Origin of the sequence: Peribacillus muralis, assembly GCF_001645685.2 — a bacterium.
Lineage (GTDB): Bacteria > Bacillota > Bacilli > Bacillales > DSM-1321 > Peribacillus > Peribacillus muralis_A.
The window spans coordinates 4,543,327-4,559,064 of the sequence record NZ_CP017080.1 but is presented as its reverse complement, the minus strand read 5'-3'; the positions used below and the strand labels follow the sequence as shown (position 1 = coordinate 4,559,064).

15 protein-coding genes and 1 tRNA gene are annotated in these 15,738 nt (G+C 44.0%); 15 read left to right on the top strand and 1 reads right to left on the bottom strand.

Annotated elements, in window-relative coordinates; translation table 11 throughout:
- Positions 1 to 78: 78 nt before the first annotated feature.
- From ABE28_RS22205 to ABE28_RS22175, 7 genes are all read left to right on the top strand, one after another.
- Positions 79 to 1,581, top strand: a complete 1,503-nt coding sequence (locus ABE28_RS22205; RefSeq protein WP_064467219.1) for a tetratricopeptide repeat protein — start codon at positions 79 to 81, stop codon at positions 1,579 to 1,581.
- 103 nt (positions 1,582 to 1,684) lie between these two features.
- A complete protein-coding gene (gene trxB / locus ABE28_RS22200) occupies positions 1,685 to 2,632 on the top strand; it encodes a thioredoxin-disulfide reductase (protein ID WP_064467220.1) in 948 nt (315 codons plus the stop codon).
- Positions 2,633 to 3,117: 485 nt separating this feature from the next.
- Complete coding sequence (locus tag ABE28_RS22195) at positions 3,118 to 3,576, top strand: NUDIX hydrolase (protein WP_064467221.1); 459 nt, start codon at positions 3,118 to 3,120, stop codon at positions 3,574 to 3,576.
- 45 nt (positions 3,577 to 3,621) lie between these two features.
- Positions 3,622 to 4,521, top strand: a complete 900-nt coding sequence (rapZ, locus tag ABE28_RS22190) for an RNase adapter RapZ (protein ID WP_064467222.1) — start codon at positions 3,622 to 3,624, stop codon at positions 4,519 to 4,521.
- Positions 4,511 to 5,497, top strand: a complete 987-nt coding sequence (locus ABE28_RS22185) for a gluconeogenesis factor YvcK family protein (RefSeq protein WP_064467223.1) — start codon at positions 4,511 to 4,513, stop codon at positions 5,495 to 5,497. Before rapZ ends, ABE28_RS22185 begins: the two co-directional genes overlap by 11 nt.
- A gap of 68 nt (positions 5,498 to 5,565) precedes the next feature.
- Positions 5,566 to 6,519, top strand: coding sequence for a DNA-binding protein WhiA (whiA, locus tag ABE28_RS22180; RefSeq protein WP_064467224.1), 954 nt, complete (start codon positions 5,566 to 5,568; stop codon positions 6,517 to 6,519).
- Positions 6,520 to 6,539: 20 nt separating this feature from the next.
- Positions 6,540 to 6,797 (top strand): HPr family phosphocarrier protein, encoded by a 258-nt coding sequence (locus tag ABE28_RS22175; protein WP_048688029.1) that lies wholly within the window; start codon positions 6,540 to 6,542, stop codon positions 6,795 to 6,797.
- An 86-nt stretch (positions 6,798 to 6,883) separates the two neighbouring features.
- On the opposite strand, the gene clpP is transcribed toward ABE28_RS22175, so the two are convergent.
- On the bottom strand, positions 6,884 to 7,492 hold the full coding sequence (clpP, locus tag ABE28_RS22170; RefSeq protein WP_064467225.1) for an ATP-dependent Clp endopeptidase proteolytic subunit ClpP: 609 nt from the start codon (positions 7,490 to 7,492) through the stop codon (positions 6,884 to 6,886).
- A gap of 276 nt (positions 7,493 to 7,768) precedes the next feature.
- Between clpP and ABE28_RS22165 the strand changes: the two genes are divergently transcribed.
- The 8 genes from ABE28_RS22165 (at position 7,769) to gpmI (ending at position 15,708) form a co-directional block, all read left to right on the top strand.
- Positions 7,769 to 7,840, top strand: a tRNA-Arg gene (locus ABE28_RS22165).
- 287 nt (positions 7,841 to 8,127) lie between these two features.
- A complete protein-coding gene (gene rpoN, locus ABE28_RS22160) occupies positions 8,128 to 9,465 on the top strand; it encodes an RNA polymerase factor sigma-54 (protein WP_257390663.1) in 1,338 nt (445 codons plus the stop codon).
- Between the two features lie 16 nt (positions 9,466 to 9,481).
- On the top strand, positions 9,482 to 9,724 hold the full coding sequence (locus ABE28_RS22155) for a glutaredoxin family protein (protein WP_064467226.1): 243 nt from the start codon (positions 9,482 to 9,484) through the stop codon (positions 9,722 to 9,724).
- 139 nt (positions 9,725 to 9,863) lie between these two features.
- Complete coding sequence (locus tag ABE28_RS22150) at positions 9,864 to 10,898, top strand: sugar-binding transcriptional regulator (protein ID WP_064467227.1); 1,035 nt, start codon at positions 9,864 to 9,866, stop codon at positions 10,896 to 10,898.
- Positions 10,899 to 10,930: 32 nt separating this feature from the next.
- Entirely contained in the window at positions 10,931 to 11,938 is a 1,008-nt protein-coding gene (gap, locus tag ABE28_RS22145; protein ID WP_064467228.1) for a type I glyceraldehyde-3-phosphate dehydrogenase, read from the top strand.
- Positions 11,939 to 12,187: 249 nt separating this feature from the next.
- Positions 12,188 to 13,372, top strand: coding sequence for a phosphoglycerate kinase (locus tag ABE28_RS22140; RefSeq protein ID WP_064467229.1), 1,185 nt, complete (start codon positions 12,188 to 12,190; stop codon positions 13,370 to 13,372).
- 46 nt (positions 13,373 to 13,418) lie between these two features.
- The gene (gene tpiA, locus ABE28_RS22135; RefSeq protein ID WP_064467230.1) at positions 13,419 to 14,180 is read left to right on the top strand and encodes a triose-phosphate isomerase; all 762 of its coding nucleotides are present in this window, start codon (positions 13,419 to 13,421) and stop codon (positions 14,178 to 14,180) included.
- The gene (gpmI, locus tag ABE28_RS22130; protein ID WP_064467231.1) at positions 14,173 to 15,708 is read left to right on the top strand and encodes a 2,3-bisphosphoglycerate-independent phosphoglycerate mutase; all 1,536 of its coding nucleotides are present in this window, start codon (positions 14,173 to 14,175) and stop codon (positions 15,706 to 15,708) included. Before tpiA ends, gpmI begins: the two co-directional genes overlap by 8 nt.
- Positions 15,709 to 15,738 lie beyond the last annotated feature (30 nt).

The window sequence follows — 15,738 nt, the reverse complement described above, 5'->3', positions numbered from 1 at the left end:
ATTTTCTTGAATTATTCGGCAAAATTACTCCAATATGTTATAATACTATGGTTAATCAACTTGAAGATGGAGGATTACATGAGTAAAGACTCTAAATTTGGCCAACAGGCAAAAATTTTAACCTTTCACCCAACAGGTGAGTATTATTTCACCAAGGGTTTAAAAGCATATCATAGAAGAGAACTGCCAAAATCAAAAAAATACTTGGAGCGTGCGCTTGAACTTGAACCAGCGGAACCGATGATAGCCTGCCAATTGGCAATCACATGCTCGGAAATCGGTGAATATAATTATTCAAACAATCTCTTGGAAAACATTCTCGATGTGATGGATCCTTATATGTCGGAATGTCATTACTTCCTGGCAAATAATTATGCCCACTTAGGCATGTTCAAGGAAGCGTATCGTCACGCAAGTGCTTATCTAGATAAAGAAGTCGATGGGGAGTTCAGTGATGATGCTGAGGATTTACTCGAACTGATTACCTTCGAGACGGATGAATCGGAAGAGAACCCCTTTAAGCATGATGGACTCATTGCCAAACAAGAGAAAGCGCGTGAATATTTGGAATCGGGGAACTTCCCGAAGGCAATCGAGGTATTGAAGGAAACGATAGCCGAGTATGAGGACTACTGGTCGGCTTATAATAACTTGGCGTTAGCCTATTTCTACCTTGGCCAAGTGGAGGATGCCTTTGAGACCTTGGATGAAGTGCTGGAAAAAAGCCCAGGAAACCTGCATGCGCTTTGCAACCTCGTCGTTTTTCATCATTATCAACAGGATGAAGTGAAGGTTGAGGAGCTCATACAGATGTTGGAGAAAATCCGGCCGATGCTATCCGAACATCGTTTCAAGCTTGGAGCGACCTTCGCCTTGATCGGAAATTATGCCTCTGCGTATAAATGGCTAAAAGTCTTGCAAAAGCAAGGTTTCGAAGGTGACGGAACCTTCTACTATTGGCTAACGATATCCGCTTATCACTTAGGGCATGAGCAGGTAGCTAGAAAGGCTTGGAAAAAAGTCGTGGAAATGAACCCCGAAAAGGAAGGCATGGAGCCATGGGGCGATATGAATGCTACCTCGGATGGCTTTGAACATCACTTTCCTTCCATTATAAAACGGCTGGAAAGCGAGTTTATCGAAGAAAGGCTGTTTGCCATTTTCCTACTGAAGCATTCGGTCCATAAACAGAAGCTATTGAAAAACCAAGTGCTCAATTTAAATCAGAATTTCACTGATCTCGAACGGGATTATGCCGCCCTTGTGCAGGCTCCTTCCAAAGATCGTCAATTGGCTCCCGTCGATTTTGCCGATCGTACGGCTGAATTATTATACCGGCATTTCCAGCCAATTCAATTGGATGAAGCGGGGCTCTACCTCATGTGGTTTTCCGTCTTCATCGAAGCGGTGAAATCCGGGCAAAAACTCAACAATCCCGCAGGTTGGGCCTCAGCAGTGGAATACGTATGGAATCAGCTTAAAAATGAGAAAGTCAGCAAACAGGCAATTGCAGACAAACATTTCATATCCGTGTCAACCTTATCGAAGTACGTGAAGTTGGTGCAAACCCTTCTGGAATGAGCAGATATTTGGACGAAAAATTATTTGTTATATAGGATAATAGGTAGGGAACACTAACCGTAGTGAAGGTTCCATTTGTAATGGAATATGGAGGAGTGAGAACATGTCTGAAAAAATTTATGACGTTGTTATTATTGGAGCTGGTCCTGCTGGGATGACGGCTGCTGTCTATACATCACGTGCGAATCTATCAACATTGATGTTGGAACGCGGTGTCCCGGGCGGGCAAATGGCCAATACGGAAGAAGTTGAAAACTATCCTGGATTCGACACGATCCTCGGACCTGAGCTTTCAACGAAAATGTTTGACCATGCAAAGAAATTCGGTGCGGAGTATGCCTATGGCGATGTTAAGGAAATCATCGACGGTGAAGAGTATAAAACGATCATTGCCGGTTCCAAGGAATTCAAAGCACGCTCAATCATCATTACATCAGGTGCGGAGTATAAAAAAATCGGCGTACCTGGTGAAAAAGAACTGGGCGGTCGCGGTGTATCATATTGTGCAGTTTGTGATGGCGCGTTCTTCAAGGAAAAAGAACTGTTCGTTATCGGCGGTGGGGACTCTGCCGTTGAAGAGGGTGTGTACTTGACCCGCTTCGCTTCGAAGGTGACGATCGTTCATAGACGTGAAGAGCTTCGTGCCCAAAAAATTCTTCAGGATCGTGCTTTTGCCAATGAAAAAGTTGATTTCATCTGGAATCATACGTTGAAGGAAATCAATGAAGAAGGCGGAAAAGTGGGCGGAGTCACTCTCGTTTCAACAGTGAATGGGGAAGAGACGAAGCTTGATGCAGACGGTGTGTTCATTTATATCGGAATGCTGCCGCTGACTAAACCTTTTGAAAGCTTGAACATCCTGAATGCGATGGGCTACATTGAAACGAATGATCGGATGGAGACACGCGTTCCTGGCATCTTTGCTGCAGGTGACGTTCGTGAAAAAACATTGCGTCAAATCGTGACAGCAACAGGAGATGGAAGCATTGCCGCTCAATCCGTTCAGCATTATGTAGAAGAACTTCAAGAAAAATTGCAGCCAAAGGCGTAATTGATTACAATAATTTACACATCGTAATTGCGTTTTAACGAGGCTGTAACACCTGTGAAATAATGATTCGGTATAGTTAGGGTAGAAGTTGACCCCCTTTAATTATAAACGTTGGAGGACACAGATTAAGTATCTGTGTCCTTTTTTTGTTTTCAGCTAAAAATATATTTTGGAATTCCAATTACCGGTAAGTTGTGGGATGCATCCCTTTGCATGCAAGCGGCAATTCTGGTGAAGAATAGGGGATAAGCAGGCGTTGGACATTAAGAACGTTCATCGTTCGAATGAATATTCCCCCGATGCAGGAAGTTTACTTTATTGTTAGCTCATTTTAAAAATAGTATAATGATAAGATATACTAAACATATATCTTTCAAAAAGGATGAAAAATACCATTTGCTTGACTATCAGCATTTGTAAAAGGGAACGGCGGTTTAAGGTGAAGGTCCCTATAGTCGAACAGTGGCTAAATCGAGGTGAAGAACGTGCAACGTGTCACAAATTGTGTATTGATCAAGGATGGACAAATTCTCTTATTGAAAAAACCTAGACGCGGATGGTGGGTAGCCCCGGGTGGCAAGATGGAGCCTGGAGAGTCCATACGAGATGCCTGTATAAGGGAGTATCGCGAAGAAACGGGCGTTTATTTAAAAAATCCTTCCATCAAGGGCATATTCACTTTCATCATGAAGGATGGGGATAAGGTGCTTTCGGAATGGATGATGTTCACCTTCTTTGCAACAGATTCCGATGGCGTCAATTTGGATGTATGTGAAGAAGGGGAACTTAGCTGGCATGCAGTTGATGATGTTAAAAAACTGGAAATGGCTGAGGGCGACTTTCACATTCTGGATTATATGGTCCATGGACGTGGCATCATTTATGGAACCTTTACCTACACGCCTGAATTTAAGTTACTTTCCTATCGTTTGGATCCAGGTTAATGGTTGCTTATAAAAAAAGATTGTTATACATGGGGGCGGAGAACAATGAGTACAGGGCAGATGAATGAAACGCAATTGGTCATCATTACCGGAATGTCGGGAGCGGGGAAGACAGTGGCTGTTCAAAGTTTTGAAGACCTCGGCTTTTTTTGCGTCGATAATTTGCCGCCCACACTATTGCCAAAATTTTTGGAGTTAATGAAGGACTCCGGGAATAAGATGAATAAAGTGGCCCTTGTGATGGACTTGAGGGGGCGGGAGTTTTTTGATTCGCTATTTCTGGCACTCGATAACCTAACGGAAACCACGGCAGTTTCTCCAAGGATCCTTTTTCTTGAGGCCGATGACGATTCCTTGGTGCGTAGATATAAGGAGACGAGAAGAACCCATCCGCTAGCTCCATTAGGGCGCCCATTGGAAGGCATTAAGATGGAACGGGAGCTTTTGGATCAATTGAAGGGCAGGGCTCAGCTGATTTTCAATACGTCGCAGCTGAAGCCGCGAGAATTGAGGGAGAAAATCGCTACTGAGTTTTCTGCCGATAAAAGTGTCGGGTTCACGGTCAACATCATGTCCTTTGGATTCAAGCACGGTTTGCCGATAGATGCTGATCTTGTGTTTGATGTGCGTTTTTTGCCAAATCCATATTATATTGACCACATGAGGCCGAAGACTGGATTGGAGCAGGAAGTGTCCAGTTACGTTTTGAAATGGAGCGAGACCCAGAAGTTCTTGGAAAAGGTAACAGATCTACTTGCTTTCATGCTTCCCTACTATAAACGGGAGGGAAAAGCACAGCTTGTGGTGGCGATAGGATGTACAGGCGGTCAGCATCGTTCCGTCGCATTGACGGAGTATATCTCGAACTACTTCCAGAATGATTACCGGGTTCAAGTGTCACATCGTGATATCGAAAAAAGTAAGGGGAAAGCTGATGTTAAATGATAAGAAACAGCCTAAGGTCGTGATCATTGGAGGAGGAACCGGTCTTCCCGTTTTGTTAAGGGGCCTGAAGAAGCATCCGGTCGATATAACGGCAATCGTTACGGTAGCTGATGATGGGGGAAGCTCTGGTCGCCTTCGTGAGGACATGGATATTCCCGCTCCGGGCGACATACGGAACGTGCTTGCTGCGTTATCGGATGTGGAACCTCTCGTCGAGCAAATGTTTCAGCATCGCTTTCAGAGCAAAAATGAACTGTCCGGGCATTCGCTGGGTAACTTGATCCTGGCCGCAATGACCTCGTTGACAGGTGATTTTGTCCATGCGATCCAGGAAATGAGTAAGTTCCTGAATGTCCGCGGCAAGGTGCTGCCGGCAGCCAACCAAAGCGTGGTTCTCCATGCGGAAATGAATGATGGAACGATCGTTACGGGAGAATCCAAGATTCCCTTCTCAGGAAAGAAAATAAAAAAAGTGTTCTTGTCTCCTCAGCAAATAAAGCCGCTCAGTGAAACCCTTCAGGAAATCAAGCAGGCAGACCTTATTGTCATCGGACCGGGAAGCTTATATACTAGCATTCTGCCTAATTTACTTGTCCCTGGACTAGGGGAAGAGGTTGGCCGCTCCAAGGCCAAGAAGGTGTACATTTGCAATTTGATGACACAAGCTGGCGAGACGCTGGATTATAGCGCAAGTGATCATATTAAAGCGATATATGATCATATGGGCAATGCATATATTGACAGGATACTTGTAAATAATGAGGAAATACCTTCTGAAATCCAGCGGCGGTATCAAGCTGAATACGCCAAGCCGGTCATGTATGATGTCGAAAGTTTAAAGCGGATGGGTCTTGAAATCATCCAGGAGCGCATTTTCAGCTATGAAGGGAATGTCATCCGGCATGATACGAAAAAAGTCGCCGATTTGCTTTACAATATGCTAATAAATGAAACAAAAAGTCATATAGTTCCGTAGATATAAGCAGGGACGGTATTTTGATTGGATACGAATAGATTACCTGCGTTCGATTGGGGGTGAAAAGGATGTCTTTTGCTTCAGAAACAAAAAAAGAGCTTACTACATTGGAGGGAAAGGATTGCTGCGGAAAAGCGGAATTGTGTGCGCTGATCCGGATGAACGGATCCCTTTCATTTTCTAATCGGAAGCTTGTTGTGGATATTCAAACTGAAAATGCAGCGATTGCAAGAAGGATTTATACGCTGCTGAAAAAAAGCTATGAGGTCCAAGTCGAGCTTTTGGTCCGTAAAAAGATGAAGCTTAAAAAGAATAACGTCTACATTGTCAGGATGTCATCTGGAGGGCAACGGGTTTTAAATGACTTGGAAATCTTAGGTGAAGGTTTTGAGATACTCCATGCGATATCCGATACCATTGTTGGAAAGAAATGCTGTAAGCGCTCCTACCTAAGAGGGGCATTTCTTGCGGGAGGTTCAGTCAATAATCCGGAAACGTCCTCGTATCACTTGGAGATTTTCTCGCTTTATAAAGAACATAACGATGCGCTTTGTGAGTTAATGAATAAGTTTGACCTGAAGGCGAAAACACTTGAACGCAAGAAAGGGTACATCATTTACTTGAAAGAAGCCGAAAAGATTGCCGAGTTTCTAAGTATCGTTGGTGCCCATTCCGCATTATTGAGGTTCGAGGATGTCCGGATCGTCCGTGATATGCGCAATTCAGTCAATCGGCTTGTGAATTGTGAAACAGCTAATTTGAACAAAACGATCGGTGCTTCATTGCGGCAGGTGGAAAATATTCATTATATCGAGGATACGGTGGGACTGAACATTTTGCCCGATAAACTTCGTGAAATTGCCGAACTGAGAATAGCCTTCCAGGACATAACTTTAAAGGAACTAGGCGAAATGGTATCCGGGGGAAGCATCAGTAAGTCCGGTATAAATCACAGATTGCGGAAGATCGACGAAATAGCTGACAGGCTCCGTGGGGGAGAGGCTATTGCTGCGAAAAAATAAAGCTTACAGGGGAGATCATGATGGTGGAGAAACAAGTTGAAGTAAAACTGAAAACAGGTTTACAGGCTCGGCCGGCGGCCTTGTTTGTACAGGAAGCTAACCGCTTTCATTCCGATGTATTCCTTGAAAAAGAAGGAAAGAAAGTGAATGCTAAAAGCATCATGGGATTAATGAGTCTTGCCATCAGTTCAGGCGTATCCGTGAAATTGATCGTTGAGGGACGCGATGAAAAGGAAGCGCTGGAGGCATTGGAAGAATTCGTTCAACAAGAGGGTTAAAGAAAGAGGGTGCCTAAAAGTGCATCCTTTTTTTCATGGAATGTAAAAAGGCCGCGAAATCTTTTCGCGGCCTTTTGTCAGGATCATTATTTAGAATCTTTGTTACCTTCAAGGATGTTGCGCGTGATGACTTTGTCGATCAAGCCATATTCAAGGGCTCTTTCGGAAGTCATGAAGTTATCGCGTTCCGTATCTCTTTGAAGGACTTCAATCGGCTGACCAGTCCGTTCCGCCAAGATTTGGTTTAATTTATCTTTCAAGTGAAGGATGCGGCGTGCAGCAATTTCGATTTCCGTAGCTTGTCCTTGGGCTCCTCCAAGTGGTTGGTGAATCATGACTTCACTGTTCGGCAGCGCATAACGCTTGCCCTTTTCACCAGCAGCCAATAGGAATGCACCCATGGAAGCGGCCATGCCGATGCATACAGTGGATACATGAGGCTTGATATATTGCATCGTATCATAAATGGCCATACCGGAAGTGATGCTTCCGCCCGGGCTGTTGATGTATAACGTAATATCTTTTTCAGGATTTTCCGCCTCTAAAAATAGTAATTGAGCAACAATGGAATTGGAAACATTATCGTCGATTCCGCTTCCTAGCATAATGATCCTGTCTTTTAATAAACGGGAGTAAATATCGTAGGCACGCTCCCCACGACTAGTTTGTTCGATAACTGTAGGAATTAAATTCATGTTCATTTCCTCCTTCGATTAAGAGAATCATTTAAATTCTTTATGTATGTATGATACACTTTTTGGTCAATTTAGGTCAAACAAAACAAATCCTATATTGGATAATTTGTTCGACAATTTTCTGGTCAAGGCTCCTTCCCGTTTGGAATTATTTATGATTATGCCGAACAGGGATGAATTTCCACATTATCCATAATACCCAAAAGACAAACTTTTAAACCTGTTACCCCTTGCAAAGGAGTGCATTCTATCATATAATGAAGTCTGTCACATTTCGCCCTCGTAGTGCAACGGATAGAACGCAAGCCTCCGAAGCTTGAAATGCAGGTTCGATTCCTGCCGAGGGCACTACCAATCTCCCGCTTATATTAAGTGGGGGATTTTTTTTTGAAAGCTGATTTTTGTTGGAAACACGCGATTTCCATCGAAATCTGTCAGATGGGCCCTTCTGAAATAAATGCACTTCAGTCTTGGAAAATAGTGATTTTTCAATAAAAAGTGTTGTGAAAAACGCATTTCTAACATATAGTATGTAAAACAAATATACTATTCAGAAAAAAACGTAAGCGTTTTCATGGGTTTTTGTGTAGAATTTTCTCCTGATATTGTAAAATGGAGTGGGGAGGGATGAATCGATGAGTATGAATATGAAAGCAGGACTTTTTCAACAGCAAACGTTAAAGATGGCAATGACCCAGGAGCTCATGCAGGCTATTACCTTGCTGCAATACTCCGCGCAGGAGCTATCAGCCTTCTTGGAAAATAAAATGGCCGAAAATCCATTACTGTCCCTAGATCAGCCAACTTCTGCATTATTTCAGCCGACCTTTGACCGGAAAAAGGGTAAGCGGACTCTTAAAAATACGTATGATGCCAACTATTGGATCGAACAAATCAGTGAAGACACCGTTTCACTTGAACAGCACATCATGTCCCAAGTGAATCACCAGCAGCTTACGGGGGAGCAGCATAAGGCGATGCTGCTATTGATTCATAATCTTGATGAAAACGGTTACTTAAGAATAAAGCTGGACGATATATGCATGAAAGGTGTCACTCCAACCGTTTTGGAGGAGAGCCTCTCCATTCTGCAGCAGTTAGAGCCACATGGACTTGCAGCCAGAAATTTGCAAGAGTGCCTTTTGCTTCAAGTGAAAGCGGAAGAAATCAGCCCGCTGGCGGAAACCATCATTGAGAATCATTTCCTCGACTTTGCCGAAAAGCGTTGGAAAGATTTAAGTAAGAAGATCGGTGTTACAATGAAGGAAATCCAAGAGGTTTTCGACTATGTCCAAACGCTTAATCCGCGGCCGGCGTCACTTTTCTTTCAGGAGAAACCATCATATATAGTGCCGGATGTGGTGGTCGAGGTCCGTGAGGGGATGCTGCTTGTCGGGAACTATGATGGAAACACACCCAATCTTAATGTCGATAAAGGGTACTTAAACCGAATGAAGAGCCATGGAGATAAAGGCGTGCAACGCTTTATCCAGGATAAGTGGCAGGAATACCAATGGATTTCAAGAGGGATCCAACAGAGGAAAGAAACCATATTGAAGGTTATTCAATGCATCGTCGAAAAACAGCCAGCATGCTTTCATCACGGGCTGAATCACTTGAAGCCGATGACGATGAAAGAAGTGGCCGATGAACTTGGAATCCATGAATCAACGGTAAGCCGCGCCGTTAAAGGGAAATATGTGCAGACCCCATTCGGTACGATAGAGATGCGGATTTTCTTCACGACATCCCTGCAATCCGTGGGGCTTGAAGAGGATATGTCTGGGATGCAAGCCAAAAAGGGACTCAAGGCTGCCATCGATGGCGAGAATAAACAAAAGCCGCTTTCGGATCAGGACTTGGCTGAACGGTTGAAGGAGGAGCATGGGATCATCCTTGCACGCAGGACGGTTGCCAAATACCGGGAACAGCTGGGAATACCGTCATCGTCCAAGCGAAAAAGATATGATTGAAAAGGGTTGAGGCATTTTGAAAACGAATGAGTTTATTCTATATAGCAGGCAAAGATGTCCGTTATGTGATGAGGCCAAGGCGATACTTGAAGAAGTGAAACGGGATTCAGGGATATCGTACAAGGAAATCGATATCCATTCCGATGACGCACTGCTTGAGAAATTTGCCATGATGATCCCTGTGATTGAATGGAAAGAAGAAATCGTACAATATGGAAAAGTTGATATATCAGCGCTAAATGGGCTTTTGCAAAAATAATTTGTCAAATCATTTGAAGAAACAATCCGTTCCTGCTAGAATAAAATATGTAGCAGGAATATTTTTTTATTTCAAGTGGGACATAAAATGACTACGCGGGACAATTGGTGTCCAACCAAACTTTTTAGGAGTTTTAAATATGCGTACATTACTCGAGGTACAAAGAAAATTATTACCTGATTTCCTGGTGGTTATGCAAAAAAGATATGATATCCTGCGTTATATCAAAATGATGCAGCCAGTGGGAAGGCGAAGCTTGGCCGTGAGTCTTAATTTGACGGAGCGGACGCTTAGGAGCGAGGTTGATTTTCTGAAAAGTCAGAACCTGGTCAATATATTCAGTTCCGGCATGACACTGACTGATGAAGGGATGGAAATCCTCGATAAGTTAGAAGGAATAATGCGTGAAGTTATGGGTATAGACATAATGGAGCGGCAATTGCAGGAATTGCTACAAGTCGATGAGGTCATCATCGTCTCAGGAAATTGCGATGAAACCCCATGGGTAAAAAAAGAATTGGGCAAAGCTTGTGCAAACCGTATGAAACTCGAGTGGAATTCAAAGAATATCATTGCAGTAACCGGTGGGTCGACAATGGCCGAAGTGGCTAATTCGCTGTCACCTGATGAAGCATCGAAGAAATTGATATTCGTTCCAGCCCGCGGTGGAATTGGTGAAGCCGTGCAGAACCAGGCCAATACGATTGTCGAAAAAATGGCACAGAAGGCACACGCTTCATACAGAGTGCTATATGTACCAGATCAATTGAGCGGTGAGGTTTACGCTTCCTTCCAGAAGGAACCTGCAATTAAGGAAGTCATCTCCCAAATCAAATCTGCCGATATGATCATTCATGGAATTGGTGATGCCATGGCGATGGCAGAGAGAAGAAATTCACCGCCGGAAATGTTAAAGAAGCTGTTAGATGGAAATGCTGTAGGAGAAGCATTTGGTTATTACTACGATGAAAACGGTCAAGTTGTTCATAAGGTATTGACTGTCGGCATCCAGTTAGATGATCTCAGCCCTGAAAAGCGGGTGATAACTGTCGCAGGTGGGAAAACCAAAGCCAAGGCTATCCGTTCTTACATGAAAGGCGCGCCTTCATCCACCGTTCTCATAACGGATGAAGCGGCAGCACTAGAGTTAATTCAGGGGAATTATACCCCTTAATATATTTGTGAACTTTAAAGGAGGAATTTTTCATGGCAGTAAAAGTTGGTATTAATGGTTTTGGACGTATTGGACGTAATGTATTTCGTGCAGCATTGAATAATCCTGAGGTGGAAATTGTCGCTATTAACGACTTAACAGATGCTAATATGTTAGCGCACCTTCTTCAATATGATACAATCCACGGTTCTCTTAATGAAAAAGTTGCAGTTGATGGTGATTTCTTGGTTGTCGATGGCCATAAAGTCAAAGTATTGGCCGAACGTGACCCTGCTCAATTAGGCTGGGGAGAACTAGGAGTAGAAGTCGTGGTGGAATCTACAGGACGTTTCACGAAACGTTCAGATGCAGCTAAGCACTTAGAAGCTGGCGCGAAAAAAGTAATCATCTCTGCTCCAGCATCCGATGAAGACATCACTGTCGTCATGGGCGTGAATGAAGATAAGTATGATGCAGCAAACCACCATGTAATCTCGAATGCTTCATGTACTACGAACTGCTTGGCTCCATTCGCCAAAGTGCTTCATGAGCAATTCGGAATCAAACGCGGTATGATGACGACTGTTCACTCTTATACAAATGATCAACAAATCCTTGACCTGCCTCATAAAGATTACCGTCGTGCACGTGCAGCGGCTGAAAACATCATTCCTACAACAACTGGGGCAGCAAAAGCTGTTGCACTTGTTCTTCCAGAGCTTAAAGGGAAATTGAATGGTATGGCAATGCGTGTACCGACTCCGAACGTATCTGTTGTCGATCTTGTCGCAGAACTTGAAAAAGACGTAACAGCTGAAGAAGTGAATGCAGCATTCAAAAAGGCTTCTGAAGGGGAACTAAAAGGAATTCTTGAGTACAGCGAACTTCCGCTAGTATCAACGGACTATAACGGTAACCCATCTTCTTCTACAATCGATGCCCTTTCCACAATGGTAATGGAAGGAAACATGGTTAAAGTATTATCTTGGTATGATAATGAAACAGGATATTCTAACCGTGTAGTTGATTTAATCGACTATTTGGCTAAAAAAGGATTGTAATTAGAATAATAAAAAAACCTCACCAAGGTGAGGTTTTTTTAATCATACCTCTAATAAAACCTGGAAGATGATGATATTATTAGTAAGTCATGAGGCATCTCGATCGCTTCGATTCCTTGTTTTTGGATAATTTTCAGGAAACCGACTATAATGAAGTAGAGAAAAGGGGAGATGGGATATTTACCCTCTCCCTTTTTGACTAAAAGAATCAAAAATGTGCTAACAATATCTAAGGAGGTTCTTTGGATTATGAATAAAAAATCGATTAGAGATATTGAATTAAAAGGGAAACGTGTATTTTGCCGTGTTGATTTCAACGTTCCGATGCAGGATGGAAAGATTTCGGATGATACGAGGATCAAAGCTGCACTGCCGACGATTTCCCACTTGACGGAACAAGGCGCAAAAGTCATTTTAGCGAGCCACCTTGGCCGTCCCAAAGGACAAGTCGTGGAAGAATTGCGTTTAGCTCCTGTCGCCGAACGACTAAGCGAGCTTAGCGGCAAGGATGTGCAAAAAGCTGATGAAGCATACGGCGATTCAGTCCAAGCCATCATTGATAACATGGAGAATGGCGACATTTTATTATTGGAGAACGTCCGCTTCTATCCAGGCGAAGAAAAGAACGATCCAGAATTGGCTAAGTCATTCGCTGCACTTGCCGATGTTTATGTGAATGATGCATTCGGCGCTGCCCATCGTGCCCATGCTTCCACCGAAGGAATTGCCCACCATCTTCCGGCTGTTTCAGGCTTGCTGATGGAAAAAGAGCTTGATGTGCTCGGAAAAGCTTTATCGAATCCTGAACGTCCTTTTACAGCTATAATTGGCGGCGCAAAAGTAAAGGATAAAATAGGCGTCATCAAAAATCTTTTGGAAAACGTCGATCATTTGATCATTGGCGGCGGACTTGGTTACACATTCATTAAAGCGCAAGGTCATGAAATCGGTGAATCGTTGTTGGAAGAAGATAAGATCGAATTGGCCAAATCCTTCATCGAAAGCGCTAAAGAAAAAGGCGTGAAGCTGCATTTGCCGATCGATGCCGTCGTAACGGCAGAGTTCTCACCTGATGCAGAAACCGAAATCGTCAATATCGACTCGATACCAAAAGAAAAGATGGCTCTTGATATCGGTCCGAAAACAAGTGAATTATATGCGGATATCATTAAAGGCTCCAAGCTTGTCATTTGGAATGGACCTATGGGCGTGTTCGAATTCGATAAATTTGCGAATGGTACAAAAACCGTGGCCCAAGCCCTGGCTGATGCAAAAGATACTTACAGCATAGTCGGCGGCGGAGATTCTGCTGCGGCTGCTGAGAAGTTTGGGTTGGCGGATAAAATGTCCCATATTTCGACAGGCGGCGGTGCATCTCTTGAGTTCATGGAAGGCAAGGAATTGCCGGGCGTTGTAGCATTGAACGACAAGTAAACGCGAATCGTCAAAAATTTCAACTTTAGAAGGGATGAGAAACCAAATGCGTAAACCGATTATTGCAGGTAACTGGAAAATGAATAAGACACTATCTGAGGCAACTGCGTTTTTAGAAGAAGTGAGCAGTTTAATTCCTAAGCAAGATGTAATCGATACGGTTGTATGTGCTCCTGCTTTGTTTTTGGATCAATTAGTTCAAGCAGCAAAGGGAACCGATGTGAAAATCGGGGCACAAAACATGCACTTTGAAGATAATGGAGCTTTCACAGGGGAAATCAGCCCGATCGCATTAGCTGATCTTGGTGTCTCTTATGTCATCTTAGGCCATTCCGAACGTCGCGAAATGTTCAATGAAACGGATGAAGCCGTCAATAAAAAAGCCCATGCAGCTTTCGCCAACCAATTAACTCCGATCGTTTGCTGCGGTGAAACGCTTGAGCAGCGTGAAGCCGGCGAAACGAATGATTTCGTTGCTAGCCAGATCGAAAAAGGCCTGGCAGGCTTATCCGACGAGCAATTGAAACAAGCCGTCATTGCCTATGAACCGATTTGGGCGATTGGAACCGGTAAATCGTCATCTGCCCAGGATGCGAATGAGGTTTGTGCACATATCCGTACCGTAGTTGCTGACAAGTTTTCTAACGAAGCGGCAGCAGCCATCCGTATCCAATACGGCGGCAGCGTAAAACCTGAGAATATTAAAGAGTACATGGCACAGCCTGATATTGACGGTGCATTGGTAGGCGGGGCAAGCTTGAAAGCTGATAGCTTCTTACAATTGCTGGAGGCTGGTCACTATGAGTAAGTCGCCTGTGGCACTTATCATCTTGGACGGTTTTGGCTGCCGCAGCGAGGAAAAAGGAAATGCGGTTTATCATGCGAAAAAACCGAATTTTGACCGTTATTGGGAGCAATACCCGCACTCCCATCTAACTGCGAGCGGCGAAGCAGTCGGCTTGCCTGCCGGTCAAATGGGGAACTCTGAAGTCGGTCATTTGAATATCGGTGCCGGACGGATCGTTTATCAAAGCCTGACACGTGTGAACCTGGCAATCCGCGAAGGTGAGTTTGCAGAAAACCCGACATTGGTCGAGGCTATGAAGCATACAAAGAACAAAGGTACAGACCTTCATCTGTTTGGCCTTCTTTCCGATGGCGGCGTTCATAGTCATATTGAACATATGTATGCCTTGCTGAGATTGGCAGCCAAAGAAGGAGTCAAGAATGTGTATGTACATGCATTCCTTGATGGGCGTGATGTCGGACCGAAAACGGCACAGGGCTATATCAAGGATGCCGAGGCGAAAATGAAGGAAATCGGTGTAGGCCGGTTTGCAACCATTTCGGGAAGATATTATTCCATGGACCGTGACAAACGCTGGGAGCGTGTCGAAAAATCCTACCGGTCAATGGTATATGGTGATGGACCTGCTTACCCTTCTGCGATGGAGTGTGTCGAGGATTCATATGAACATGGTATATTCGACGAGTTCGTGATTCCTTCAGTCATTACGGCAGAAGATGGCAAGCCGGTGGCGACGATTAAAGATGAGGATGCCGTCATCTTTTATAACTTCCGTCCCGACCGGGCAATCCAGATTTCGAATACGTTCACGAATGAAGACTTCCGCTCATTCGACCGCGGTCCCGGACATCCGAAGCACCTTCATTTCGTCTGCTTGACGCATTTTTCGGAAACCGTTGATGGATATGTTGCATTCAAGCCGACAAATCTTGATAATACATTAGGGGAAGTGCTTTCCCAGAACAAGCTTACTCAGCTTCGCATTGCTGAAACTGAAAAATATCCGCATGTGACGTTTTTCATGAGCGGTGGGCGAGAAGAGAAGTTTCCTGGTGAAGAGAGGATTTTAATTAATTCTCCGAAAGTCGCTACATACGATCTAAAACCGGAAATGAGCGCTTATGAAGTGACGGATGCGCTGGTGGAACAAATCGAGGCGGATAACTTTGATGCAATTCTTTTGAATTTTGCCAACCCGGACATGGTTGGGCACTCAGGGATGCTTGAGCCGACCATAAAAGCGATTGAAACCGTTGATGAATGCCTAGGCAGGATCGTCGATCTAATCGTCTCAAAAGGCGGCACGGCAATCATTACGGCAGACCATGGGAATGCCGATGAAGTCGTTACGCTTGAAGGAAACCCGATGACGGCCCATACAACGAATCCTGTACCTGTCATTATCACCAAAAATCAGGTAACATTAAGAACAGATGGTATTTTAGGCGATTTGGCTCCAACGATGCTTGATCTGCTTGGAGTCGAAAAACCTGTTGAAATGACAGGGAAATCCCTATTATCTAAATAAAATTGCGAATTGGAAAAGGAGAGATTTATA